Genomic DNA, 25,813 nt, shown 5'->3' on the forward strand with positions numbered 1-25,813 from the left:
AGTCAACCCGGGACCACCGACATTCCCACCCGGAAAAACCCCGATCAACGTGATATTCCAGAACACGCGCCACGACCCTGAACACTCCACAAAACCATCCGCAAAACACTTCTCCACAACCCCCGGGGCACGATGCGTCTAGACCTCATCACGTCCGACGAAGCCCCGCACACTGGCCTCATCTACATCCACAGCAGGGCTCGCGAAAAGCACCCCGCCGGCACGAAGAGGACGAGCAATCATGCATTCTTCCGCACGACCCGCGTGGCCCCTGGCACCGCACAGGAACACCCACTCGACTACCCGACGCCCGAGGACGACGCACCGGCTCAGTTCCGCGGGTAGTCCTCGAAGATCAGGGTCGTTCTGGTCGAGCGGATCGACGGGATGGCCTGGATGTCCTCCAACACGATGCGACGCAGATCGCGGGCATCGTTCGCGCGCACCAGCAAGATCACATCGAAGTCGCCGCCGACCAGGGCCATGTGCTCGATCTCGGGAATGGACCTCAGTCGTTCACTCACGGCCTGCCACGTCGCCTGCTCGATCGCGAGGGTCACGTACGCGCTGGCGTGGTGCCCGAGGAGCACAGGGTCGGTGCGCACCGTGTAGCCGGTGATGACGCCGGCGTCGGTCAGCCGTTTGATCCTCGCGTGCGCGCCGGCACGGGAGATGTGCACGGCATCGGCGATCGCCGTCATCGACGCCCGCGCGTCACGGCGCAGCTCTTCGAGGATCGCGTGATCCGTCTCATCCAGCGCGACCATGAGCCCCCTCCATCGGTGCAGAATTTCTGACACTTCGATCAAGAATGCACCACGAGGAACCCTTTCATCCAGGGTCCGACGAAAGATCTTGGATGAATGTCGCCTCCGAGGCATGCTGTCCTCATCGAGTTCGGCAAGGAGGGCGAACGCATGCTGCACACCGACCTGCTCCCGCGAGACACCGCGGTGCAACTGATCGACGAGAACGGGACACCGGTCGCGGACGAGCAGTACGCGATCCCCGATCCCGAAACGCTGCTTGCCGCCTACCGCGGACTCGTCGAGGGGCGACGCATCAACGATCAGGCCGGGGCTCTGGTGCGCCAGGGCCGCCTCGCCGTCTACCCGTCGTCGCATGGACAGGAAGCCTGCCAGGTCGGTGCCTCGATGGTGCTCGGCTCCACGGATTGGCTGTTCCCGACCTACCGCGACTCGGTCGCGGTCATCGCACGCGGCGTCGAACCTTCCGACGCGATGGTGCTCCTCAAGGGCGACTGGCACTCGGGCTACGACGTGCGCGCACACCGCGTCGCCCCGCAGGCAACCCCGCTCGCCACCCAGCTGCTGCACGCGGTCGGCTTCGCGCAGGCGGCCAAGCACCGTGGCGAGGACACCGTGGTGCTCGCACTCTGCGGCGATGGCGCCACCAGCGAGGGCGACTTCCACGAGGCCATGAACTTCGCCGCCGTCTTCCACGTCCCGGTCGTGTTCTTCGTGCAGAACAACGAGTTCGCGATCTCCGTCCCTCTCTCGCGGCAGACCGCAGCACCCTCGCTCGCCCACAAGGCCATCGGGTATGGGATGCCCGGACAGCGCGTCGACGGCAACGACGTCGCCGCCGTCCTGACAGTGCTCGGCGAGGCCGTATCCCGTGCCCGAGCCGGCGGCGGACCGAGCCTCATCGAGGCGCACACGTATCGGATGCAGGCGCACACCAACGCCGACGACGACACCCGATACCGCGAACGCGAAGAAGTCCAGGCCTGGATCGCGCGCGACCCGCTGCAGCGCCTGCGCACATACCTCACCTCCACCGGCGTCCTCGACGCCGACGCCGAAGAGCGCTTCGCCGCAGGCGCCGAGGAGATCGCAACCGCGATGCGGTCCGCCCTGAACACCGATGCAGACCTCGACCCCGAAGACCTGTTCCGCTTCGTGACCGCGACACGATCCCCGCAGCTCGATGAGCAATGGCATCTGCTGCGAGACGAGATCGAACGCTCCCGTCTCGCCGATGCCGGCGCCGCCCCGAACGGAGGCCCGCGATGACGATCGCACAGGATGACACTCACACCGAGGCCGAGACCGGCACGAAGACGACGATGACCATGGCCGCCGCCCTCAACCGCGCCCTCGCCGACGCCATCGAGTCCGATCCGGATGTCGTCGTCTTCGGCGAGGACGTCGGCGCACTGGGCGGGGTGTTCCGCATCACCGACGGACTCACCGCGCGCTTCGGCGAAGAGCGCTGCTTCGACACCCCGCTCGCGGAATCCGGCATCATCGGCACCGCCATCGGCATGGCCATGAACGGTCTGCACTCCGTGGTCGAGATGCAGTTCGACGCGTTCGCACTCCCGGCGTTCGAACAGGTCGTCAGTCATGTCGCGAAGCTCGGCAACCGTACCCGCGGAGGCATGCGGATGCCACTCGTGATCCGCATCCCGTTCGGTGGCGGGATCGGCGGCGTCGAGCACCACTGCGATTCGTCCGAGGCCTACTACGCGCACACGCCCGGGCTCACGGTCGTCAGCCCGTCCACCCCGCAGGATGCGTACTCGCTGCTGCGTGCGGCGATCGCCTCCCCCGACCCGGTGATCTTCCTCGAGCCCAAGAAGCTGTACTGGGCCAAGGGCGAGGTCGACACCTCGATCACCGCCGAGCTCGGAACGGCCCGCATCGCCCGCGAGGGCACGGACGTGACACTCCTCGCCTACGGCGCTTCGGTGCCGCTCGCGCTGGAGGCCGCAGAGGTGGCCGCCGCGGAAGGCCGCAGCGTGCAGGTCGTCGACGTGCGTTCGCTCTCGCCGTTCGATGACGCGACCGTGACGGCCGCCGTGAAGTCGACCGGTCGCGCCGTCGTCATCGCCGAAGCCCCGGGATATGTGAGCGTCGCGTCCGAGATCCAGGCACGGGTGTTCGAGCGCTGCTTCGAGTACCTGGCCGCGCCGGTGCGACGGGTGACCGGCTTCGACACCCCCTACGCGCCCCCGAAGCTCGAGCACTGGTATCTGCCCGACGTCGACCGCGTGCTCGATGCGATCGACACGCTGCACTGGGAGGACGACGCATGAGCACTCCCCTGAAGCCGCACGCCGGCACCCAGGTGTTCCGCCTGCCCGACCTCGGCGAGGGACTGACCGAGGCAGGACTCGTGCAGTGGCTCGTCGCCGTGGGCGACACCATCACGACCGACCAGCCCATCGCCGAGGTCGAGACCGCGAAGAGCATCGTCGAGCTGCCGTCGCCGTTCGCCGGCATCGTCACCGCATTGCACGGCACCGCCGGCGACACGATCGACGTCGGGGCGCCGGTGCTGGAGGTGGCGGACTCCCTGACGGCGGCGACCCCGCCCACCGCTGCACCGGTTCAGCCCGAGCACGAGGCGTACCGCGAAGAGGAGCGCGCCGGTTCGGGGAACGTCCTCATCGGCTACGGCACCGCCGCACGCACGTCGAAGGGGCGACGCCGTCCGGCCGCAGCCTCGGCGGCCGTGCCTCGGGTGCCGACGGCCTCGCCGGCGCCCGCACCGACAGCGATCCGTTCCGCTCAGAGCACCTCCGCGACTCCTCCGCCGCCGGGATCGTCCGATCGCCGTCCCGTGGCCGTCCGCTCCCCGCTCGTTCGCAGGCTCGCTCGGGATCTCGGCCTCGACGTGCACGCGATCACCGCGACCGGCGCCGACGGTGCCATCACCCGCGCCGACGTTCTCCACGCCGCCGTCGAGAACGCCGTCGACGGCGTCACCGCCCACCAGGATGCACAGGGAATCCCCTCCGGCGACACGGTCGACGGCCTCGCCGTGCTCGCGCGCGAACGGATGTCGCCGCTGCGCAGAGCCGTCAGCGCCAAGCTCACCCGCAGCCGGTCCGAGATCCCCGAAGCGACCGTCTGGGTCGACGTCGATGCCACCGCGCTGTGGGACCTGCGTTCGCAGATGGCTCCGGAGGGAGAGAAGGCTCCGTCGGTGACCGCGCTCCTCGCCCGCTTCGTGCTCCTGGCCCTCGAGGACTACCCCGTTCTGGCCTCGCGCCTGAGCGAGAGCGGAGACGAGATCATCTCCTTCGAGGGCGTGAACCTCGGGATCGCGGCAGACACCGAACGCGGGCTCCTGGTTCCGGTGGTCCCCCGCGCACACGCGCTCACCGTCGCGCAGCTCGACACGGCGTTGCGCGAGCTCACCACCACGGCCCGCTCCGGGACCATGCCGCCGGAGCGCCTGCAGGGATCGACGTTCACGCTCAACAACTACGGGGGCCTCGGCGTCGACGGCTCAGCCGCGATCATCAACCACCCCGATGTGGCGATCCTCGGCATCGGCCGGATCATCGAGCGCCCATGGGTCGTGGAGGGCGCGATCGTGGCGCGACGGATCGTCCAGCTCTCGCTCGCCTTCGACCACCGGGTGTGCGACGGCGGCTACGCCGCGGGCTTCCTGCGGCGGGTGACCGAGCTCATCGAGCATCCGCTGCGTGCGTTCGGGAGGGTCTGACCGGAAGACCGGAATTCTCGATTCCGAATCGTGTGATGCGCTACGCTCGGCAATTACTGACCGACCATTCGGTCATGAATGACCCCGGAGTGCTTCACCGCGCTCACCCCTCGGAATCGCAGAACAACGGAGTTCGCATGACGTCAGCAGTCTCTGACCGCACCCCGACCGCACGGATGCCCGCCGAAGAACGGCGCGTCCTCGCCGGCACCCTCGTCGGCACCTCGATCGAGTGGTACGACTTCTTCATCTACGCCCAGGCGGCGGGATTGGTGCTCGCACCACTGTTCCTGGCCCCGATCGCCGAAGAGAGTCCCGGCTTCGCCCAGGTGCTGTCCTTCGCGACGATCGGCATCTCCTTCCTCTTCCGCCCCCTCGGCGCGATCGTCGCCGGCCATCTCGGCGACAAGCTCGGGCGCAAGAAGATGCTCGTTCTCACGCTCATCATGATGGGCCTGTCCACGTCGCTGATCGGCCTCCTGCCGACGTATGCAGCCATCGGCGTCGCCGCACCCATCCTGCTCATCCTGCTCCGCATCGTGCAGGGATTCTCCGCGGGCGGCGAGTGGGGCGGAGCCGCACTGATGGCGGTCGAGCATGCCCCGAGCAACCGACGAGGACTCTTCGGAGCGTTCCCCCAGATCGGCGTCCCCGTCGGCATGATCCTCGCCACATCGACGCTGTGGGTGCTCACCAGCTCGATGTCGCCGGAGGCCTTCCTCGAGTGGGGCTGGCGCATCCCGTTCCTGTTCTCGATCGTGCTCATCGCGGTCGGCTACGTGATCCGCCGTGCGGTCGACGAGAGCCCGGTCTTCGAGGATCTGCGGCGTCGTCGCAAGGAGGCATCCGCGCCACTGACCCGCCTGTTCCGCCAGAACACCAAGCAGGTCATCCTCACCGCCGTCATCTTCATCGCGAACAACGCGGCGGGATACCTGCTCATCGCGTTCTTCGCGACCTACGCCGTCACGACACTGGGCATGGAGCGTCCGCCGGTGCTGCTGGCGACGACGCTCGCCTCGTTCGGCTGGCTCATCTTCACCCTCTGGGGCGGACACCTCTCCGATCGACTCGGCCGCATCCGCACATTCCAGATCGGATACGTCGCCCTCGCCCTCTGGGCCGTGCCGATGTGGTTCCTGATCGACACCGCGAACATCCTCTGGTACTTCGTCGCCCTGTTCGTCATGACGTTCGCACTCGGGCTCTCGTACGGCCCGCAAGCCGCTCTGTACGCGGAGATGTTCCCCGCGAACGTGCGCTACTCGGGCGTCTCGATCGGATACGCCCTCGGCGCGATCCTCGGCGGGGCGTTCGCGCCCATGATCGCCGAGGCCCTGATGAATCAGTTCCACGCCGCGTGGACGATCGGCGTCTACATCGCCGTGGCCGCCGTGATCTCGCTCATCGGCGTCTCCCTCGTCAAGGAGACGAAGGGGGTCGACCTGCTCACGTGAGGAGCGGATCGGCGACCCGGGATCGCAGCCGCGCCCACGTCTGTGACATAATTACCGGACGATCGGTCAGTAATTCGGGATCGATCGTCCGGACAACGGGCCACCGTCGAGACAACGCAGTCAGGAGTTCCGCATGACCGAGGCCTACCTCGTCGGAGGCGTACGCACCCCGGTCGGACGCTACGGCGGCGCCCTCGCCTCCGTGCGCCCGGACGACCTCGCATCGATCGTCGTCCGCGAAGCCGTGCGGCGTGCGGGAATCGATCCGCTGCGGGTCGAGATCGACGAGGTCATCCTCGGCGCCGCCAACCAGGCCGGCGAGGACAACCGCAACGTCGCCAGGATGGCCGTCCTGCTCGCGGGACTTCCCGACAGCGTCCCGGGCATCACGGTCAACCGGCTGTGCGCCTCGGGGATGTCGGCGATCACGATGGCGGCGCAGGCGATCCGTGCCGGTGACGCCGACATCATCGTCGCCGGAGGAGTGGAGTCGATGACGCGCGCCCCCTGGGTGCAGGCCAAGCCGGAGAAGGCCTGGGCGAAGCCCGGCGCCGCGTTCGACACCTCGATCGGCTGGCGATTCCCGAACCCGCGCCTCTCGGCCCGCGAGAAGGCGACGTTCTCGATGCCGGAGACGGCGGAGGAGGTCGCCCGCATCGACGGCATCAGCCGTGAAGAGGCCGATGCCTTTGCCGTGCGATCGCAGCAACGGGCGGCGGCGGCGATCGCGGCAGGACGCTTCGAGGCCGAGATCGTCGGCGTCCCCGTCGGCTCCGGAGAGGTCCTCGTCGATGAGGGGCCCCGACCGGAGACGACGCTCGACGCGCTCGCGCGCCTGCGCTCCGTCGTGGCGGGCGGCCAGGTGGTCACCGCCGGCAACTCCAGCGCGCTCAACGACGGCGCCTCCGCGATCGTCGTGGCGAGCGCGGAAGCGGTCGAGCGCTACGGGCTGGTGCCGCGGGCACGCATCGTGGCAGGCACCAGTGCGGGTCTGGCTCCCGAGGTCATGGGGCTGGGGCCGGTCCCGGCCACGCAGAAGGCGCTGCGTCGGGCCGGGCTCTCCATCGATGACATCGGCTCGATCGAGCTCAACGAGGCGTTCGCCACGCAGTCCCTCGCCTGCATCAGAAGACTCGACCTCGACGAGTCGCGCGTGAACGCCGACGGCGGAGCCATCGCCCTCGGCCACCCGCTCGGCTCCTCCGGTTCCCGCCTGCTGGTCACTCTCCTCGGACGCATGGAGCGCGAGGGCTCTCGATACGGCCTCGCCACCATGTGCGTCGGCGTCGGACAGGGCGCAGCCCTGATCGTGGAGAAGGTGTGATGCCCGAAGCACCCATCGGCGACGAACCTCTTCTCGTCGAAAGACACGACGACCGCGTGGTCGCCACTCTCAACCGTCCGCACAAGCGCAACGCGATCGACCAGGCCACGATCGACGCGCTGCACGTGCTGTGCGCCGAACTCGAGGCCGTACCGCGCCCGCTGATCGTCACCGGCGCCGATGGCGTCTTCGCGGCAGGCGCCGACATCGCCGAACTGCGCGAGCGACGCGCCGCCGACGCGCTGCGCGGCATCAACGCCCACGCGTTCATCCGACTCGCCGAACTGCCCATGCCTGTCATCGCCGCGATCGACGGCTATGCCCTCGGTGGAGGAGCCGAGCTCGCCTACGCCGCGGACATCCGCATCGCCACACCGACGCTCGCCATCGGCAATCCGGAGACCGGACTGGGGATCCTCGCCGCGGCCGGAGCCGGATGGCGGCTGAAAGAGATCGTCGGCGATGCCATGGCGATCGAGCTGCTGCTCACCGGTCGCACGGTGAAGGCCGAGGAGGCGCTGCGCATCGGGCTCGTATCGGCGATCCACGACGCCGACGAGCTGCTGCCGGCGGCGCACGCCATCGTCGACCGCATCGCCCGCAACGACGGGGCAGCCACGATCGCGACCAAGCGCGTGTTCCGCGCGCCTCGCGACCAGCATCCCACCGTCGATCTGGAAGCCCAGGCCGAGCTGTTCGAGAGCCCGGAGAAGTTCCGACGGATGACCGACTTCCTGGAACGGAGAGACCGATGACCGACAGCGCCCCTCCCGCCCCCGCACACGTGGGCGTGCTCGGCGGCGGACGAATGGGCGCCGGCATCGCGCACGCCTTCCTGCTTGCCGGCTCACAGGTCACCGTCGTCGAACGCGACACCGACGCGGCAGATGCGGCGGCCGCCCGCGTGCTCGAATCGGTCGACGCCTCGATCGCCAGAGGCACGGCCCTCGAATCCGTCGAAGAGTATCGGGAGCGCCTCACCACGGGCACGGATGCCGCACTGTTCGCGCCGTGCACGCTCGTCGTCGAGGCCGTGCCGGAAGATCTCACACTCAAGGTCGATGCACTCCGCCGCGTCGAAGCGCAGATCGCCCCGGAGGCCGCGATCGCCTCGAACACCTCGTCCATCTCGATCGATGAGCTGGCGGCGGTGCTCGATCGACCGTCGCGCTTCCTGGGCATGCACTTCTTCAACCCCGTACCCGCCTCCACTCTCGTCGAGATCGTGCGCGGGGCGAGCACCACTCTCCCGCTCGTCGACGCCGCCCGCGGATGGGTGGCCGCGCTCGGCAAGACACCGATCGTCGTCGCCGACGCGCCCGGATTCGCGTCGTCCCGACTGGGTGTCGCGATCGGTCTCGAGGCGATTCGCATGCTCGAGGAGGGCGTCGCCTCCGCCGAGGACATCGACGCCGCGATGACGCTCGGATACAAGCACCCGGTCGGCCCGCTCCGACTCACCGACATCGTCGGGCTCGACGTGCGGCTCGGCATCTCCGAATACCTCGCCGCCCATCTGGACGCGCGCTTCGAACCTCCGGCCCTGCTGCGCCGCCTCGTCGCCGAGGGCAACCTCGGCCGCAAGAGCGGACGCGGTTTCTACGAATGGGACGCCTCATGAAGGGAACCCTCATGAAAGGAACACTCGTGAAAGGAACGCAGATGATCGAGATCCTCCCCAGCTACGTCGAGAGCGCGTGGTGGACGCCGTCGTCCGAGGCGCCGGCCACCGACGTCCGCGATGCATCGACGGGCGAGGTCGTGGCCCGCGTCTCGACCGACGGACTCGACCTGGGTGCCGCGCTCGACCATGCCCGCACCGTGGGGCAGGCATCGTTGGGAGAGCTCACGTTCCATCAGCGCGCCGTGCGGCTCAAGCAGCTCGCCCTCGCCCTCACCGCGCGCAAGGCGGAGCTGTACGAGCTCTCCAGCCGCACCGGCGCCACCGCACAGGATTCCTGGGTCGACATCGACGGCGGCATCGGCGTGCTGTTCGCCTACTCCAGCAAAGGACGGCGCGAGCTGCCCAACGCGAAGGTGTACGTCGACGGCGGCATCGAGAACCTCTCCAAAGACGGCTCCTTCCTCGGCCGTCATATCTACACCCGGCTCCGCGGCGTCGCGGTGCAGATCAACGCCTTCAACTTCCCGGTGTGGGGGTCGCTCGAGAAGTTCGCCCCGGCTTTCCTCGCCGGTGTCCCGACCGTGGTCAAGCCCGCGACCCCGACCGGGTACCTCGCCGAGGCCATGGTGCGCGTGATGGTGGAATCGGGGCTGCTCCCCGACGGCTCGCTGCAGCTCGTCTCCGGCAGCGTGCCCGGCCTCTTCGACGAGCTGCGGCTCGGAGACCTCGTCGCCTTCACCGGTTCGGCCTCCACCGCCGAGCACCTGCGCTCTCACGACTCCGTGCAGACGGGAGGCGTGCGCTTCACGAGCGAGACCGACTCCATCAACGCCTCGGTTCTCGGGACGGATGCCGTGGCCGGCACACCCGAGTTCGACGCGTACGTCAAGCAGCTCGTCGCTGAGATGACGACCAAGGCCGGTCAGAAGTGCACCGCCATCCGTCGGGCGATCGTGCCGACGGATGCCATCGACGACGTCATCGCCGCGGTCCGCGAGCGCCTGTCGACGCGCGTGGTCCTCGGCGACCCACGAGCCGAAGGCGTCACGATGGGCCCGCTCGCCTCGATCGCGCAGCGCGAGGAGGTGCTGCGCCAGGTCGACCGCCTGCAGGCCGGCGGCGGAGAGCTCGTGATCGGCACGACGGATGCCCCGACCGTGCGTCACGGCGACGGCAGCGAAGGACCCGCCCCCGATGGCGCGTTCGTGGCGCCGATGCTGCTGCGCTTCGAAGACGCGGAGAGCGCCGCTGTCAACGAGATCGAGGCATTCGGCCCGGTGTCGAGCATCGTCGGCTATCGCACCCTCGACGAAGCGAGTGCTCTCGTCGCCCGGGGTGGAGGGTCGCTCGTGACGAGTGTGGCCACGCACGACCCCGAGGTCGCCGTCGCACTCGCCACCGGTATGGCCGCCTACAACGGCCGCGTGCTCTTCCTCGACCGCGATGACGCCCGCAGCTCGACCGGGCACGGCTCGCCGCTCCCGAACCTCGTGCACGGCGGCCCCGGCCGCGCGGGCGGAGGCGAGGAGCTCGGCGGCATCCGCGCGGTGCTGCACCACATGCAGCGCACCGCCGTGCAGGGCTCCCCCGAGATGATGACCGCCCTCACGGGTGTCTGGCATCAGGGCGCGGCCTCGCGTCCGTACGAGCAGAACGGCGGAGTGCACCCCTTCCGCAAGTCGCTGGCCGAGCTCCACGTGGGCGATCAGGTCAGAAGCGGCTCCCGCACCGTCACGCTCGACGACATCGAGACGTTCGCGGCGTTCACCGGCGACACCTTCTACGCGCACATGGACGAGACCTCGGCCGCTGCCAACCCGTTCTTCCCCGGACGCGTCGCGCACGGGTACCTGCTCGTGTCGTGGGCGGCCGGCCTCTTCGTGGATCCGGCCCCCGGCCCCGTGCTCGCGAACTCGGGGCTGGAGAACCTGCGATTCGTGACACCGGTCTCCCCCGGCGATGAGATCCGTGTCGAGCTCACCGCCAAGCAGATCACCCCGCGAGAGACCGACGAGTACGGCGAGGTGCGGTGGGACGCCATGCTGAAGAACCAGCACGACGACATCGTGGCCACCTACGACGTGCTCACCCTGGTGGCGAAGCAGCAGGCCGCGGCATAAGGCAGTCGGCGGCGCAGAGCAGAGGGCGGCGCCGGAGCCAGGGTCAGACGGCCGCGGTTCCGGCGTCGGCGGGTTTGCGCAACCCGTCGAGGGCGATCGCGACGACGTCGTCGGCGAGCCGGTCGGCGCCCTCGCGACCACCGGGCCGGTACCACTCGACGATCGAGTTGATCATCCCGAACGCCAGGCGGGCGACGACGCTGGCATCGATGTCGGCACGCAGTGCGCCCTCGCTCTGCGCTTCGGACACGAGGGCGGTGATCCGTCGATCGAACGCCCGGCGACGGACCAGCGCCTTGCGCTCCACTTCCGTGTTCCCGCGCACGCGCAGCAGCAGCGTCACAGCGGGCAGCTGATCGACGAGGACGTGGACGGCGCCGCGCAGCACGTGCTCGAGCCGAGCGGTCGCGCTCGAGGCTTCCGCCGTTCCGCCCGGAAGCGGATCCTCCACGACGGCTTCGAGGCCGCTCAGCGCGGCATCCAGTGCGAGGTCGAGGATCTCGTCCTTCGAGCCGAAGTGGTGATAGATCGCCGACTTCGACAGCCCGAGCCGCTCGGCGAGCATGCCGATCGACGTGGCGTCGTAGCCGTACTCGTTGAAGGCGGCGACGGCGACCCCGAGGATCCCCTGCTGGTCGTAACCGGGGCGGCCTCGTCGTGTGCTCTGCATCTCGGACATCACCCCACAGTCTCGCACCCGATGACGCACGAGGCCCGGAGCGCAGACCGCGAGGCGAAGGCGGCGCGGCGCCCGGTTTCGCTCATCGTCAGCGCAGGTCGTACACGCGCTTGTACTTGCCCTCGCTCCGGGGCAGTGTGCCCGGCTCCTCCAGTTGGACGGCGACCGTCGATCCGACGAAGATCTTGATGCGCTGCGCGAGCACCTTCGCGGCACTCTCGCAGGTCGCCACCGACAGGTCGGGGTGGCGTTCGATCCGCACTTTCAGCGTGTCCATCCGTCCGTCCTTCGACAGTTCGAGGATGAAGTGCGGTGTCAGCTGCTCGATCCCCAGGACCAGCTCCTCGATCTGCGTGGGAAACAGGTTCACCCCGCGCAGGATGATCATGTCGTCGTTGCGGCCGGTGATCTTCTCCATCCGCCGCATGCCGGGGCGCGCGGTCCCCGGAAGCAGCCGGGTGAGGTCGCGGGTGCGATAGCGGATGACGGGGAACGCCTCCTTCGAGAGCGAGGTGAAGACGAGCTCGCCGAGTTCGCCGTCCGGCAGCGCCTGCGCGGTCTCCCCATCGATGACCTCGGGCAGGAAGTGGTCCTCCCACAGATGAGGACCGTCCTTCGTCTCCAGACATTCGTTGCCCACGCCCGGCCCCATGACCTCGCTGAGTCCGTAGATGTCGAGGGCGTCGATCCCGAGACGCTGCTCGAGCTCGTGCCGCATCTCGTTCGACCACGGCTCGGCCCCGAGGACGGCGACCTTCAACGAGGTCGAACGCGGGTCGATTCCCTGCGCCGCCATCGCATCCGCGATCGTGAGCAGATAGCTCGGGGTGCACAGGATCGCGTCCGGCTCGAAGTCGCAGATGAGCTGCACCTGCCGCGCGGTCTGGCCGCCCGACATCGGGATGACGGTGGCACCGAGCGCCTCGATGCCCGCGTGAGCGCCGAGCCCGCCCGTGAACAGTCCGTAGCCGTAGGCGTTGTGCACCTTCATCCCCCGACGGATACCGCTGGCGCGCAGCGAACGCGCCACCAGCGAGCCCCATCTTTCGAGGTCGCCCTTCGTGTAGCCGACGACGGTGGGGCGCCCGGTGGTGCCGCTCGAGGCATGGATCCGCGCGACGTCCTGCATCGGCACGGCGAACATGCCGAACGGATAGGTCTCGCGCAGATCGTCCTTGGTCGTGAAGGGCAACAGCTGCACGTCGTCGATGGTGCGGATGTCATCGGGATGCACGCCCGCCGCATCGAACTTCCGTGTGTAGAGCGGCACGTTCCGGTAGGCGTGGCGCACGGTCTGCTGGAGGCGGCGGAGCTGGAGCTCGGCGATCTCCTCACGGCTCATGCGCTCCTCCGCATCGAGTTCATCGGCGGCAGGAGGGTGGACACGGGAGGTTGTTGCGGTCGTCGTCGACACGAGGGGCTCCGGGAGTGTGGATCAGAAGGTCTGGCTGGTGGTGCGGGAACGCCCGCGGAACTCGGCGACGGCATCACCCTGCTCATCGACGACTGTGACGTCGTAGATGCCGGAGCGGCCGACGCGGGAGCGGCGCACCGCGGTGGCGGTCAGCGTCTGACCGGAGACGGTCGACTTCAGGAAGCTGATGTCCGCCCCTGCGGCCACGGTGACGCGGTCGTCTTCATTGCACGCGATCGCGAAGGCGGTGTCGGCGAGAGCGAAAACGAAGCCGCCGTGCGTGATGTGGAAGCCGTTCGTCATGTCATCGCGCACGCGCATCGACACCACGGCGTGTCCCGGATCGTCGCGTTCGACGATGAGGCCCATCGAGGCCGAGGCGCGATCGCGTTCCATCATGGCGCGATTCGGGCGCACGTCATCCGGCACCTGCGTCGTCGCTTCTGTCATCGTCGACCTCCTCGTCGAGCGGGTCCGGCGTCGCCACTGCGGCACCCGACCCGCTCATACTAACTGAACGATCGGTTAGTAATGAACCCCGCTGCGGAGATCAGGGGGAGGAGCGTCAGCCGAACACGGGCACCTTCGCCAGAGTCGCGTCTTCCACCGTGATGCCTGTGATCACGGCATCGCTCTCATGGGCCGAATCGCGATCGAGCCGGAATCGCAGCACCACGCCCTCGCGGGTGGACCACTCGTAGAAGTACTCCCCCGACGAGACGACGCGCAGCGCCGTCCCCTCCGGGAACGCCGAGACCGCGACGGAGACCGGGTCCCCGACCTTCACCCCCGAAGCTGCCGGGAGAGCGGCGCCGTCATGGGTGCGGTCACCGGAGACGTTCGCGGCGCCGACGGAGACGGACTCGACGACCGTCCCGCCCTCCTGCGTCCGCAGCAGCAGTGAGGCGGATCCGTCGGGCGAGATCAATCGCGTCGGCCCACCGGGCCACCCGGCCTCCTCGACGCCGGCGCCGGGAACGGAGGCGATGGCCTCGTCGAGTTCGACCCCGAGGCGCACCGGCCCCACACCCGCTGTCGTGATCTGCCACTCGCTCCACGAAGCGGCGGGGTCGGCCGGAGCGGCCGTCTCCGCGGGCACCGGCGGGTCTGCGGTCAGCTCGGCCACGAGCTTCGCCCTCGCCTCGCTCACCCGATCGCGCAGCAGAGCGGCTGCCGCGTCCGTGTCGAATTCGGGGTCGCCCGTGAAGGGCTGCCACATCTCCACGATCACATTGCCGACGGAGGCGTAGCCCTTGTACAGGCTGTGACCGCCGCCTTCCGGGTACGTGAGGATCAGCGAGCCGGCGACCGCCCGGACCCCGCCTTCGCCGTCCACCGTCGACGAGGCGAAGGAAGACGGGCCGCCGAACTGGAACTCGGCGCACTGTTCGGCCGCAGCGACGTACTGATTCATGCGTGCCGTCGCCGCTTCGACGTCGGCGAACTGGAGGACGTTGAGCCATCCGTCCCGTCCCTCGGCGAGCGCGCTCGTCCAGGTGACGGATCGGGCGCCGATGGAGCCGAGCGACACCTCGGCGTAGAGCGCGTTGCAGATCGCGGGAACCGGCTCATAGCCGCCGCCATCGGACACCTGCACGAGGGAGGGCACGGCGGGGCCGACCTCGCCGACGTCGGGAAGAACGCCGGCGATCTCTTCGGCGCTCAGCAGGAACCAGTCGAGCTCATCGCCGACGAAGGCGATCGGCCCGTCGTACGGAGCCGGTGCCGGCGATTCAGGTGCGGCAGTGGGCTTCGGCGTCGACTGCGGAGTCGGGGCGCACCCCGACAGCGCGATGACGGCACCGACCGCCAGCACACCGATCATCCCCGTCCCGAACGACAGCGTGCGAGACATGGCTCCTCCGATCGCCTTCCGGCGTCGGATCCGACGCCCCCTGCCGCGATCCTACGGCCTGCGGTCCGCGCGTCGAAGCGGTCGCGCCGTCTCGATACGCGAACGAGACGAGAAGCATGCCGCGGACGGCATGAACCCGACGTCAGGACCGTTCTTCGCGTCCCAGAGCGGCCGTCGCGGCAGCTCTGGCCTCTTCTGTGGTCGCTGCCCCGAGCACCGCCTCCGCTGCACGACGGCACTCGTCCTCGCCCACCTCGGCGAGGGCTTCTGCCACGCGTCCGAGCGACCGCGGGGTCATCGACAGCGAGGTCGCCCCGAGCCCGACGAGCACCGGGGCCAGGGCAGGATCGCCGCCGGCCTCGCCGCAGACGCCCACCGGTTTCCCCGCCGCACGCCCCGCTGCCCCGACGGCGCCGATCAGTCGGAGCACAGCCGGCTGCCAGGGATCGTTGAGATCGCCGAGATCGCTCAGGAGCCGATCTGCGGCGAGCGTGTACTGGGCGAGGTCGTTCGTGCCCAGACTCACGAAGTCGACGACCTCGAACAGCTCGGCCGCGAGCAGCGCAGCCGAAGGCGTCTCGATCATGATGCCCACGCGCTCGATCCCGATGGCCCGCGCCCGCTCGGCGAACTCTCGCGCCTCTTCCACCGTCGCGACCATCGGAGCCATCACCTCGACGTGCGCCGACTCCGCCTCGGCGGCCTGCACGAGAGCTCGCAACTGATCATCGAGGAGGTGCGGGCGGCGACGGGCGATCCGCAGTCCGCGCACCCCCAGGGCGGGGTTGTCCTCGGCGTCGGCGTTCGCGAACGGGAGAGGCTTGTCGCTTCCCGCATCCAGCGTGCGCACCACCACCTTGCGTCCGGGGAAGGCGGAGAGCACCCCACGGTAGGCCGCGGTCTGCTCATCGACCGAGGGGGCGTCCATCCGATCGAGGAAGCAGAACTCGGTGCGGAACAGGCCCACCCCTTCCGCGTGCGCCGCAGCGGCCTTCTCCGCATCCGCGGCCCCGCCGACGTTCGCCAACAGGGCGATGCGGTGCCCGTCGGCGAGAACCCCCGTGCCGTCGAAGTCCACCACCGTCGCCGCTGCGACCGCTGCGGCGACGCGCGACTGCGGCGGGTCGACCTCGACCGTGCCGCGATCGCCGTCGACCAGCACGACGGCTTCGGAGGGGATCCCGGCGGCGCCCACGACTCCCACCACCGCGGGCAGTCCGAGGGACCGCGCGATGATGGCGGTGTGCGACGTCGGTCCGCCCTGCTCGGTGACGAGGGCGACGCATCGTCCTCCGGCCAGGAGTGCGGTGTCGGCCGGGGCGAGGTCGATGGCGACGAGCACGAAAGGCTCATCGCGCTCCGGGACGCCCGGCATGTCGACTTCGAGGATCTCGGCGATGATCCTGTCCCGCACGTCGCGGATGTCGGCGATGCGCTCGGCCATGCGGCCGCCGAGGGCGACGAGGGCCTTCTCGTGCGCGACCGCCGTCTCCCAGACGGCTCGGGCGGCGCTGCGCCCCTTCGCCCTCACGAGAGCCGTGGCCTCGGCGACCAGTTCGGGGTCGGACGCCAGCAGACGCGAGGCATCGAGGATCGCCCTGGTCTCCCCCGTCGCCTGCGCCGTGCGCGAGCGGAGCTGATCGGCGACGGCGACCGCGGCCCACTCGATGGCGGAGACCTCGGAGTCCCGGTCGGCTTCGGCGACGACCGTCGTCGGATCGGGTTCGGGGAGCGGCGGCGCGAGGGGGACCGCTGGCGCGGCGACCCGGCCGGGGCTCACGCCACGGCCGCGAAGCACGGTGCCGGGCGTGATCACCCGCGCCGGGTCCACCGGCGGTGCGGGAGCATCCGCAGCGGCAGCCGACACGGCGCCGTTCGTCGAGGCGACCTGTTCCGTCCCTTCGCCGAATCCGTCTTCGAAGAGCGCGACCAGGCGGTCGAGCGCCTCCGATGCCGCGTCACCGCGTGCGGTGAGCTCGATCTCATCCCCCTGCCGGGCACCGAGGACCAGAAGTCGCGTCAGGCTCGCCGCGGCGGCATCCGGTCCTTCCGGGAGACGGCGCAGGCGCACGTCCATCCCCGCCGAGGCCTCGGCGATCAGGGCGGCCGGTCGCGCGTGGATTCCGAGGGGATTGCGCACGCGCACCCGGCGGACGAGCACATCGTCATCCACGGCCCGGGCGTCGGGCGTCGCCGTCACCGATTCCGATTCCGCCTCCTGCTCGACGCCGAGGGCCCCGGTCTTCGCTCCGAGGGCCGCCGTGGCTTCCGCGGCCACCGCGTCCAGCGAGGCGCCTGCTGCGGCCGACACGACAGCGGCGAGCAGTCCTTCCACGAACGGCGCGGGGGCGAGCCGCACGGGCACGTCGCTCGCCCGGAGTTCGAGCGCGAGCTCCGCGCTGAGCACCGCAGAGCCGAGATCCATCAGCACCAGTACGCCGTCGCAGTCCTTGGCGAGCTCATCGATCGCCGAGGCCACGGCGACGGCATCCGTGCCGAGGATCGGCGCGCCATCGGCATCCACGCCCGCTCCGGCCGCGACCTGCACGCGCACTCCCCCGCCCGGCACCATCTGCAGGGCAAGCTCCAGTGCCGCCTCCCCGAGCCGAGCGCTGTGGGAGACGGCGACGATCCCGATCATCAGGCGCTGCCCGCGACCGCCGCGGCGAGCGTGTCGAAGAGGATCGCGGTCGAAGCGGCCCCCGGGTCGAGGTGCCCGGCGCTGCGCTCCCCGAGGTAGCTCGCCCTGCCCTTGCGGGCGACGAGCGGCAGCGTGGCGTCACGGCCCGCCGCTGCGGCATCCGCGGCGGACCGGGCGGCCTCCGCGACCGACGAACCGGCAGCGAGCGCGGCATCCATCGCGTCGACGGCCGGCGCCATCGCATCGAACATGGTCTTGTCGTCGGCCTCGGCCTTGCCTCGTGCGACGATGCCGTCGAGCCCCGCGCGCAGAGCGCCCGCCAGACCGGGCCCGTCGAGTTCGGGGACCGGCCCTGCGGCCATGCCCATCCGCAGGAAGAAGGTGCCGTAGAGCGGGCCGCTGGCTCCGCCGACCGAGCTCACCAGGGTCATGCCGACCGTCTTCAGCAGCTCATCCGCCGTGACCGGTGTCCCCGCAGCGAGCTTCTCGCCGACGGCACTCATGCCGCGGGCCATGTTGGCGCCGTGATCGGCATCACCGATCGCCGAGTCGAGTTCCGTGAGCCAGTCGCGTTTCTCGGTGACGGCGGTGCCGAATCGGGAGACCCAGTCGGCGAGCACAGCGGTGTCGACGGCGGCCATCAGACGCCCCACCGCAGACCGGGGGTGTTCACCGGGGCGTCCCACAGCCGCAGCAGCTCATCGTCGGCCTTGAGCAGCGTGACCGAGCATCCGGCCATGTCGAGCGAGGTGATGTAGTTCCCGACGAGGTTCCTGACGATCTGCACACCCGACTTCTCGAGGATCGCCGCCACCTCGCCGTACATGAGGTACAGCTCGATGAGCGGAGTCGCGCCCATGCCGTTGAGCATCACGATCGCGGGCCCCGAGGCGTCGATGTCGGACAGGATCGGCTCGACGAGCTGCCGGGCGATGTCGGATGCCGGCGCGAGGGGCTCGCGATGGCGGCCCGGTTCGCCATGGATGCCGATGCCGATCTCCATCTGGTCGTCCGGGAGGTCGAACGTGGGCTTGCCGGCCGCGGGAACCGTGCAGCTGGTGAGCGCCATGCCCATCGAGCGCCCCTGTCCGTTCACCTTCTTGGCCAGCTCGACGACGGCGTCGAGGTCGCGACCCTCCTCCGCGGCGGCGCCGACGATCTTCTCGAGCAGCACGGTGAGGCCCACGCCGCGGCGTCCGGCGGTGTAGAGGGAGTCCTGCACGGCGACGTCGTCGTCCACGGTGATGCTGCCCACCTCGATGCCCTCCAGAGAGGCGAGCTCGGCGGCCATCTCGAAATTCAGCACGTCGCCGGTGTAGTTCTTGACGATGTGCAGGACCCCGGCGCCGCGGTCCACCGCCTTGGTGGCGGCCTGCACCCGGTCAGGCGTCGGGGAGGTGAAGATCTCGCCTGCGACGGCGGCGTCCAGCATCCCGGTGCCGACGAATCCGCCGTGCAGCGGTTCGTGGCCGGAGCCGCCGCCGGAGACGATCGCGACCTTGCCCTGTGCCTTGGGAGTGGCGCGGGTGATGACGTGGGTCTCGAGGTCGACGGAGAGCTCGGGATGTGCGAGCGCGACACCCTTCAGGGACTCGACGAGAACGTCCTCGGGGGCGTTGATGAGCTTCTTCATCATTCGATCTCCTTTGATCCTTCGTGATTTTCGCAAAAATCGGAAAGCAATTCGTTAATGTCGAATATGCTCGGAGCCTGCCGGGTTGTCAAGATCAATCCGGAAGACCGGCATCACCAGCACCGGATCGACGACGCACCGGAAGGAGGGCTCCCCGTGATCCAGGCGATCGACCGCGCGGCGAAGATCCTCGAACTACTCCAGGGAGCACGCCACCTCGGCATCACCGACCTCGCCGCAGCGCTCAGCCTGCCGCCGTCGACGGTGCACGGGATCGTGAAGTCGCTGCGCTCGCACGGGCTCGTCGCGAAGGAGCGGGGCGGCCAGCGCTACATGCTCGGCCCGACCCTCCTGCGTCTGAGTAACGTCTACCTCGACACCCTCGACGTGCGCGCCAGGGCGATGCGATGGACGCAGGAGCTCGCACGCCGCACGAACCTCTCGGTACGCCTGGGGGCACCGCACTTCACCGACGTGCTCGTCATCCACCACAACCTGCGCCCCGATGACAGTCAGCAGATGCTGGAGACGGGGGTCGCGATCCCCGCGCACGCCTCGGCGATGGGCAAGGTCCTGCTCGCCTATGACCTGGGCTTCCAGCAGAGCGTGTTCGAGCAGCCGCTGCGCAGCCTCACCGGTGACACGATCACCGACATCGCACGACTGACCCTCGAACTGCCGGCGATCGCCGAGCGTGGCACGGCCGGAGAGTTCGACGAGGCGGTGCTCGGAGAATCCTCGATCGCCGCTCCCGTCGCCGACGCCTCGAACGACATCGTCGCCGCGGTCGCCGTGGTGCTGCCGACATCGCAGACGCCCGCGTCGGACGCGATCCTCAATGCCCTGCGCGAGACCGCGCGGAACATCTCACGCGAGCTCGGCGCCACCACCTGGCCGCCGCGCGTCGCGCCCGCCGACGACTGAACCCGGCGGGCCCGGTCCTTCTCGGCGGATCAGCCCCGCAGCGCCAGGGCGAAGGGCAGCACGTCGGTCGCTCCGGCCTGACGAAGCGTGCGAGCGGCGACCGTCATCGTCCAACGACTGTCGACCAGATCATCCACCAGCAGCACCGGCCCGGACGGAACATCGAGGTGGTGCGCGCCGAAACGCTCCCAGACGCCCGCGAGACGGAAGACGCTGTTCCCGCCCGGCCCACCGGACGGACCGCCGCCGCCGCCGAGAGGCTCCAGCGCTCCGAGATACGGCAGGCGACCGACATCGGCGAGCCCTCGGGCGAGCGAGTCGACCAGCAGCGGGTGCGACCGCGACGGCAGGGCGACCACGGCGACCGGCCGCTCGCCCCATCCCCATCCGGCGAGCACGCGGATGCACGCTTGCAGCAACTGCGGGGTCACGGCGGCGTCGGGCGCCCCCGCGGCGAAGAGCTCGCGCAGCGCGCCACCCCACCCCAGATCGGTGAGCCGCGCCAGCGCCCGCCCCTCACCCGCCTGCTCGTCCGCGGGGATGCGTCCCTTCACCGGCACGTCCAGGCGATCGGCACCGGTCGGCCATGCGCGACGGGGCTCGATCGGCACACCGACGCGGTCGAGCGACTCCGCAGCCTGACTGCTCGCGGACTCCCCGATCTCCCGCGGGAACCACCCGCCCGCGCAGTTGTCGCACCTGCCGCACGGTGCCGCCGTGTCGTCATCCAGCGATCGCTGCAGGAACTCCATGCGACATCCGTCGGTCTGCTCGTACTCGATCATGTGCTGCTGTTCGGCGAGACGCTCCGCGGCGATGCGCTCATAGCGCTCGGCGTCGTAGCTCCACGGCTCGCCGGTCGCGACCCATCCGCCCTGCACGCGTCGCACCGCTCCATCGACATCGAGCACCTTCAGCAGCAGCTCGAGCGGCGTGCGGCGGATGTCGACCATCGCCTCGAGCGCCGGGGTCGAGATCGGCGCATCGCCGAGCGCGCCGATCACCCGCTCCGCCCGCTCTCGATCGGGCATGGAGGCCGTCGCGAAGTAGTGCCAGATGTCGCGGTCTTCGACCCCGGGGAGCAGCAGCACGTCGGCGCTCTCGCTGGCACGACCGGCACGGCCCACCTGCTGGTAGTACGCGACGGGCGACGACGGTGCACCGAGATGCAGGACGAAGCCCAGGTCGGGCTTGTCGAACCCCATGCCCAGTGCGCTCGTGGCGACCAGCGCCTTGACCTCGTTGCGCTTGAGCATCCCCTCGGATTCGGCACGCTCCTCGGTGTCGGTCTGTCCGGTGTAGGCGCGCACGTCGTGCCCGTGGTCGCGGAGCAGTCGGGCGGTGTCGACCGCGGCAGCGACGGTCAGCGTGTAGATGATTCCGGAACCCGGAAGGTCGTCGATGTGGCTCAGCAGCCAGGCGAGGCGACTCGCCGAATCGCGCAGACGCAGCACACCCAGCCGCAGCGAGGTGCGGGCGAGCGGGCCGCGGATCGTGAGAACCGGCTCGGATCCGGCATCGCCGCCGGCGTGAAGACTGCCGAGCTGTTCGGCGACATCGGCCACGACACGGCTGTTGGCGGTCGCCGTCGTCGCGAGCACCGGCACGTCGGCCGGCATCTGCGCGATCAGATCACGCAACCGTCGGTAGTCGGGCCGGAAGTCGTGGCCCCAGTCGCTGATGCAGTGCGCCTCATCGACCACGAGCATGCCGATGCGGCGGACGAGCGCCGGCAGCTGCTGCTCGCGGAACGCGGGGTTGTTGAGCCGTTCGGGCGAGACGAGCAGCACGTCGACCTCGTCGCGATCGAGCTGCGCGAGCACATCGGTCCACTCGTGTGCGTTCGTGGAGTTGATCGCGACCGCGCGCACCCCCGCGCGCTCCGCCGCGGCGATCTGATCCCGCATCAGCGCCAGCAGCGGCGACACGAGTACGGTCGGCCCCGCCCCCTGCCGTCGCAGCAGCAGGGTCGCGACGAAGTACACCGCGGACTTGCCCCAACCGGTGCGCTGCACCACGAGCGCGCGGCGGCGCCCCTCGACCAGCGCCTCGATCGCCTCGTACTGCCCGTCGTGGAAGTCGGCGTCCGGGCGGCCGACGAGTTCGCGCAGCGCCGCGAGTGCGGCCTCGCGGGTGGCGGTGGAGGCTGCGGAGGTCATGCTCCCACTCTGCCCCACGTCACCGACACGTCGGGGGCGTGATCCACAGGTTCGGCGGCCCCTGGGCGCGTCCGGTCCTCTAGCGTGAAGACATGATCACACGTGAGCTCGCCGTCACCCTGCGAGACTCCGGGCTCGTCTGGCACCCCGCCGAAGGCGATCGCTTCCAGCTCGACCTCCCGGACGAGGTGGAGCTCGAAGCCGAGGCCGACGTCTTCACGGTGAGCGGGATGACGATCGAGGCTCGTCAGACGCCGAGCGGTACCGACCTGGCGTTCAACGGCACCACCGAATGGGCACTCGATGCCGTGACACTCGCCGATGCCGTGTGGCTGCCGCGAGAGGATCAGCTGCGCGATCTCCTCCGCGGAACCTTCCGCGCCCTGGTCCGTCTCGACGACTCCTTCCGCGTCGAGATCGACGTCGCGAGTGCCACGCACTCCTTCGAGCATCCGGATCCCGCTGAGGCCTACGGTCGTGCCCTCCTGGAGCTGATCTCCCGCTCGCACTGAGCGCCTCCTTGAAACCCGTGGTCTCCTGTGTGAGAATTACCTAACGATCGGTCAGTAAAGTAGGCCGGATTCCGAGGAGTCGACGATGACCAGTCCCGCAGACCTGTCCCTGGTGGGCGACATCTCCGATGAGGAGCGTCTCTTCGACGAACTCATCGCGAACGAGCAGCGCATCGAGCCGCGCGACTGGATGCCCGACGCGTACCGCAAGACGCTGGTCCGCCAGATCTCCCAGCACGCCCACTCCGAGATCATCGGCATGCAGCCGGAGGGCAACTGGATCACGCGCGCCCCGAGCCTCAAGCGCAAGGCGATCCTGATGGCGAAGGTGCAGGACGAAGCCGGGCACGGCCTCTACCTCTACTCCGCCGCCCAGACGCTCGGCACCACCCGCGACGAGATGATGGACCAGCTCATCAGCGGCAAGGCCAAGTACTCGTCGATCTTCAACTACCCCACCCCCACCTGGGCCGACATGGGCGCGATCGGCTGGCTCGTCGACGGCGCCGCGATCTGCAATCAGGTGCCGCTGTGCCGCGCATCGTACGGTCCTTACGGCCGCGCCATGGTGCGCGTCTGCAAAGAGGAGTCGTTCCACCAGCGGCAGGGCTTCGAGATCCTGCTCACGCTGATGCAGGGCAGCGAGGAACAGCGCGAGATGGCGCAGGATGCCGTGAACCGCTGGTACTGGCCGAGTCTGGCGATGTTCGGCCCGCCCGACGACCAGTCCCCCAACTCGGCGCAGTCGATGAAATGGAAGATCAAGCGGTTCTCGAACGACGAACTGCGTCAGCGCTTCGTCGGCATGCTCGTTCCCCAGGCCGAGATCCTCGGTGTCACGCTGCCCGATCCAGACCTGCGCTTCGACGAGGAGACCGGCCAGTACGTGACCGGCGAGATCGACTGGGACGAGTTCTTCGAAGTGGTGCGCGGCAACGGGCCGTGCAATGCCGAGCGCCTCGAACGGCGCCGCACCGCGCATGAAGAGGGCGCGTGGGTGCGCGAGGCTGCGGCGGAGTACGCCCGCAAGCAGTCCCGCAAGACGAAGGCGGTGGCGTGATGGCGACGCCGGGAGCGGATGAGCGCGAGCCCTGGCCGCTGTGGGAGGTCTTCGTGCGCGCGAACCGCGGCCTGAGCCACGTGCACGTCGGCTCGCTGCACGCGCCGGACGCCGAGATGGCCATCCGCAACGCGCGCGATCTCTACACGCGCCGGGGAGAGGGCGTCTCGATCTGGGTCGCCCCTGCTGATGCCATCACCACGAGCGACCCCGATGCCAAGGGCGCCTACTTCGAGAGCCCGGCGGGCAAGAACTACCGCCACGCCGTGTACTACACGGCATCCGAGGGGGTGCCGCACCTGTGAACACGGCGCACGAGAACACGGCGCACGAGGACATCGACGTCCACGGTGACGTCTCGGTCGACCAGCTCCGCCTCTCGCAGGAGCTCTCCGGCACCGGCGCGGTCGCCGCATCGGCCGACATCGCCGAATACGCGCTGCGCCTCGGCGACGACGCGCTCATCCTCTCGCAGCAGCTGGGCGCCTGGATCTCCAATGCTCCCGAGTTGGAGGAAGATGTCGCCCTGGGCAACATCGCCCTCGATCTCCTCGGCCACGCACGGTCGTTCCTCCACTACGCGGGCTCGTTCGACGGCCGCAGTGAAGACGACCTGGCGTTCTTCCGCGACGAGCCGGAGTTCCGCTGCGCCTGGATCGTGCAGCAGCCCAACGGCGACTTCGCCCAGACCATCGCCCGGCAGTTCGTGGTCGCCACATACATGTTCGAGTTGTACTCCGCGTTGCGCGGCAGCAGCGACGAGACCTTCGCCGCGATCGCCGAGAAGTCGCTCAAGGAGGTCGACTACCACCGTGATCACGCGGTGCAGTGGATGCTGCGCCTCGGCGGCGGCACCGAGGAGTCGCGCACCAGGATCATCCGGGCGACCGGCGACGTCTGGCCGTACGTCGACGAGCTGTTCCGCGACGATGACCTGATCGAGCGGCTCGGCGACGCCGCCGCTCGCCCGTCCGGCCTGCGGCCGGGTTTCGACCGCGTGGTCGGTACCGTCTTCGCCGAAGCGGAGCTGTCGGTGCCGGCAGTCGTGTCGTCATCCGCCGGGGGACGGCAGGGCGCTCATGCGACGCCGCTCGGACACATCCTCGCCGAGATGCAGGTACTCGCGCGGCGGCATCCGGGGGCGACATGGTGACCACGACTCCGACGCAGGACGCCTGGCGCATCGCCGCGTCCGTGCCGGATCCCGAGGTGCCCGTGCTCACGATCGAGGATCTCGGCGTCCTCCGCGCGGTCGAGGTCGACGGCGCGCGCGTGCGGGTCGACATCACCCCGACGTACAGCGGCTGCCCCGCGATGGACACGATCCGCGACGACGTGATCCTCGCGCTCACCGCAGCAGGCTACGACGCCGTCGAGGTCCGCCTGGTCCTCTCCCCCGCCTGGACGACGGACTGGATGACGGATGCCGGCAAGACCAAGCTCGAGGAGTACGGCATCGCACCGCCCTCCGGCCGCGCCGCCGTGTCGACCGGCCCGATTCGCCTGTCGTTGAGCGTGCGCTGCCCGCGATGCGGGTCGCTCGACACGCGCGAGGTCTCGCACTTCGGTTCCACCTCGTGCAAGGCGCTGTTCGAGTGCCGCGCCTGCCTCGAGCCCTTCGACCACTTCAAGGTGCACTGACATGTCGCTCTTCACCTCGGCGCCCGCCTCCGTGCCGCGCCAGCCGACGCCGCGCGCGGCAGCTCCCCGCACGCGCGCCCGCTTCCACACGCTGACGGTCGAGGATGTGCGTCCGCTCACCGACGACGCCGTCGAGGTGACGTTCACTGTGCCGGCCGCACTCGCCGACGAGTACGACCACCTTCCCGGCCAGTACGTCGCTCTGCGCACCACGCTCGACGGCGTCGAGGTGCGGCGCTCCTATTCGCTGTGCCGTGCGCCGGAGCACCGCGACGACGGACGGGACACCCG

Annotated in this window: 23 protein-coding genes and 1 pseudogene; 15 read left to right on the plus strand and 9 right to left on the minus strand. The window is 69.5% G+C overall.

Annotated elements, in window-relative coordinates:
* Window positions 1-329: 329 nt before the first annotated feature.
* Window positions 330-767, minus strand: a complete 438-nt coding sequence (locus CQ042_RS19255) for an Lrp/AsnC family transcriptional regulator (protein ID WP_181157646.1) — start codon at window positions 765-767, stop codon at window positions 330-332.
* A 150-nt stretch (window positions 768-917) separates the two neighbouring features.
* Here CQ042_RS19255 and pdhA point away from each other — a divergent pair, with 150 nt between their 5' ends.
* From pdhA to paaZ, 8 genes are all read left to right on the plus strand, one after another.
* Complete coding sequence (gene pdhA, locus CQ042_RS19260; RefSeq protein WP_105672075.1) at window positions 918-2,036, plus strand: pyruvate dehydrogenase (acetyl-transferring) E1 component subunit alpha; 1,119 nt, start codon at window positions 918-920, stop codon at window positions 2,034-2,036.
* Window positions 2,033-3,061, plus strand: a complete 1,029-nt coding sequence (locus tag CQ042_RS19265) for an alpha-ketoacid dehydrogenase subunit beta (protein WP_105672056.1) — start codon at window positions 2,033-2,035, stop codon at window positions 3,059-3,061. The genes pdhA and CQ042_RS19265 overlap by 4 nt, the downstream gene beginning before the upstream one ends.
* Window positions 3,058-4,479: a dihydrolipoamide acetyltransferase family protein gene (locus CQ042_RS19270; protein ID WP_105672057.1), complete on the plus strand. Its 1,422-nt coding sequence runs from the start codon at window positions 3,058-3,060 to the stop codon at window positions 4,477-4,479. Before CQ042_RS19265 ends, CQ042_RS19270 begins: the two co-directional genes overlap by 4 nt.
* A 137-nt stretch (window positions 4,480-4,616) precedes the next feature.
* Complete coding sequence (locus tag CQ042_RS19275) at window positions 4,617-5,936, plus strand: MFS transporter (RefSeq protein WP_105672058.1); 1,320 nt, start codon at window positions 4,617-4,619, stop codon at window positions 5,934-5,936.
* Between the two features lie 133 nt (window positions 5,937-6,069).
* Entirely contained in the window at window positions 6,070-7,260 is a 1,191-nt protein-coding gene (locus CQ042_RS19280) for an acetyl-CoA C-acyltransferase (protein WP_105672059.1), read from the plus strand.
* Window positions 7,260-8,015 carry an enoyl-CoA hydratase/isomerase family protein gene (locus CQ042_RS19285; RefSeq protein ID WP_105672060.1) on the plus strand — a complete coding sequence of 252 codons (756 nt, stop codon included), beginning with the start codon at window positions 7,260-7,262 and terminating at the stop codon, window positions 8,013-8,015. The genes CQ042_RS19280 and CQ042_RS19285 overlap by 1 nt, the downstream gene beginning before the upstream one ends.
* Window positions 8,012-8,881 carry a 3-hydroxyacyl-CoA dehydrogenase family protein gene (locus tag CQ042_RS19290; protein ID WP_105672061.1) on the plus strand — a complete coding sequence of 290 codons (870 nt, stop codon included), beginning with the start codon at window positions 8,012-8,014 and terminating at the stop codon, window positions 8,879-8,881. The genes CQ042_RS19285 and CQ042_RS19290 overlap by 4 nt, the downstream gene beginning before the upstream one ends.
* A 41-nt stretch (window positions 8,882-8,922) precedes the next feature.
* Complete coding sequence (gene paaZ / locus CQ042_RS19295) at window positions 8,923-11,004, plus strand: phenylacetic acid degradation bifunctional protein PaaZ (RefSeq protein ID WP_105672062.1); 2,082 nt, start codon at window positions 8,923-8,925, stop codon at window positions 11,002-11,004.
* 43 nt (window positions 11,005-11,047) lie between these two features.
* Here paaZ and CQ042_RS19300 read toward each other — a convergent pair whose 3' ends face one another.
* The 7 genes from CQ042_RS19300 to dhaK form a co-directional block, all read right to left on the minus strand.
* A complete protein-coding gene (locus CQ042_RS19300) occupies window positions 11,048-11,683 on the minus strand; it encodes a TetR/AcrR family transcriptional regulator (RefSeq protein ID WP_105672063.1) in 636 nt (211 codons plus the stop codon).
* A gap of 88 nt (window positions 11,684-11,771) precedes the next feature.
* Complete coding sequence (paaK, locus tag CQ042_RS19305) at window positions 11,772-13,025, minus strand: phenylacetate--CoA ligase PaaK (RefSeq protein ID WP_258132362.1); 1,254 nt, start codon at window positions 13,023-13,025, stop codon at window positions 11,772-11,774.
* 93 nt (window positions 13,026-13,118) lie between these two features.
* Window positions 13,119-13,547 carry a hydroxyphenylacetyl-CoA thioesterase PaaI gene (paaI, locus tag CQ042_RS19310; RefSeq protein WP_105672065.1) on the minus strand — a complete coding sequence of 143 codons (429 nt, stop codon included), beginning with the start codon at window positions 13,545-13,547 and terminating at the stop codon, window positions 13,119-13,121.
* A 115-nt stretch (window positions 13,548-13,662) separates the two neighbouring features.
* A complete protein-coding gene (locus CQ042_RS19315; RefSeq protein ID WP_105672066.1) occupies window positions 13,663-14,952 on the minus strand; it encodes a hypothetical protein in 1,290 nt (429 codons plus the stop codon).
* Between the two features lie 142 nt (window positions 14,953-15,094).
* The gene (ptsP, locus tag CQ042_RS19320) at window positions 15,095-17,593 is read right to left on the minus strand and encodes a phosphoenolpyruvate--protein phosphotransferase (protein ID WP_105672067.1); all 2,499 of its coding nucleotides are present in this window, start codon (window positions 17,591-17,593) and stop codon (window positions 15,095-15,097) included.
* Complete coding sequence (gene dhaL / locus CQ042_RS19325) at window positions 17,593-18,234, minus strand: dihydroxyacetone kinase subunit DhaL (protein ID WP_105672068.1); 642 nt, start codon at window positions 18,232-18,234, stop codon at window positions 17,593-17,595. The genes ptsP and dhaL overlap by 1 nt, the downstream gene beginning before the upstream one ends.
* Window positions 18,234-19,226, minus strand: coding sequence for a dihydroxyacetone kinase subunit DhaK (gene dhaK / locus CQ042_RS19330; RefSeq protein WP_105672076.1), 993 nt, complete (start codon window positions 19,224-19,226; stop codon window positions 18,234-18,236). Before dhaK ends, dhaL begins: the two co-directional genes overlap by 1 nt.
* 57 nt (window positions 19,227-19,283) lie before the next feature.
* Between dhaK and CQ042_RS19335 the strand changes: the two genes are divergently transcribed.
* On the plus strand, window positions 19,284-20,150 hold the full coding sequence (locus CQ042_RS19335) for an IclR family transcriptional regulator (RefSeq protein WP_258132363.1): 867 nt from the start codon (window positions 19,284-19,286) through the stop codon (window positions 20,148-20,150).
* Window positions 20,151-20,179: 29 nt separating this feature from the next.
* Here the strand turns inward: CQ042_RS19335 and CQ042_RS19340 are convergent, their stop codons facing one another.
* Entirely contained in the window at window positions 20,180-22,309 is a 2,130-nt protein-coding gene (locus CQ042_RS19340; RefSeq protein WP_105672069.1) for a RecQ family ATP-dependent DNA helicase, read from the minus strand.
* 92 nt (window positions 22,310-22,401) lie between these two features.
* Here CQ042_RS19340 and CQ042_RS19345 point away from each other — a divergent pair, with 92 nt between their 5' ends.
* From CQ042_RS19345 to CQ042_RS19370, 6 genes and pseudogenes are all read left to right on the plus strand, one after another.
* On the plus strand, window positions 22,402-22,821 hold the full coding sequence (locus CQ042_RS19345) for a pilus assembly protein CpaE (RefSeq protein WP_105672070.1): 420 nt from the start codon (window positions 22,402-22,404) through the stop codon (window positions 22,819-22,821).
* A gap of 85 nt (window positions 22,822-22,906) precedes the next feature.
* Window positions 22,907-23,881, plus strand: a complete 975-nt coding sequence (gene paaA, locus CQ042_RS19350; protein WP_105672071.1) for a 1,2-phenylacetyl-CoA epoxidase subunit PaaA — start codon at window positions 22,907-22,909, stop codon at window positions 23,879-23,881.
* Window positions 23,881-24,186, plus strand: coding sequence for a 1,2-phenylacetyl-CoA epoxidase subunit PaaB (gene paaB, locus CQ042_RS19355; protein ID WP_017828375.1), 306 nt, complete (start codon window positions 23,881-23,883; stop codon window positions 24,184-24,186). The genes paaA and paaB overlap by 1 nt, the downstream gene beginning before the upstream one ends.
* Window positions 24,183-25,034: a 1,2-phenylacetyl-CoA epoxidase subunit PaaC gene (paaC, locus tag CQ042_RS19360; RefSeq protein ID WP_105672072.1), complete on the plus strand. Its 852-nt coding sequence runs from the start codon at window positions 24,183-24,185 to the stop codon at window positions 25,032-25,034. Before paaB ends, paaC begins: the two co-directional genes overlap by 4 nt.
* Window positions 25,028-25,522: a 1,2-phenylacetyl-CoA epoxidase subunit PaaD gene (gene paaD / locus CQ042_RS19365; RefSeq protein ID WP_105672073.1), complete on the plus strand. Its 495-nt coding sequence runs from the start codon at window positions 25,028-25,030 to the stop codon at window positions 25,520-25,522. Before paaC ends, paaD begins: the two co-directional genes overlap by 7 nt.
* Before the next feature lies 1 nt (window position 25,523).
* Window positions 25,524-25,813, plus strand: a pseudogene (locus CQ042_RS19370) (phenylacetate-CoA oxygenase/reductase subunit PaaK); the annotation flags it as partial.

The organism is Microbacterium sp. MYb62, assembly GCF_002979475.1.
Taxonomy (GTDB): Bacteria; Actinomycetota; Actinomycetes; order Actinomycetales; family Microbacteriaceae; genus Microbacterium.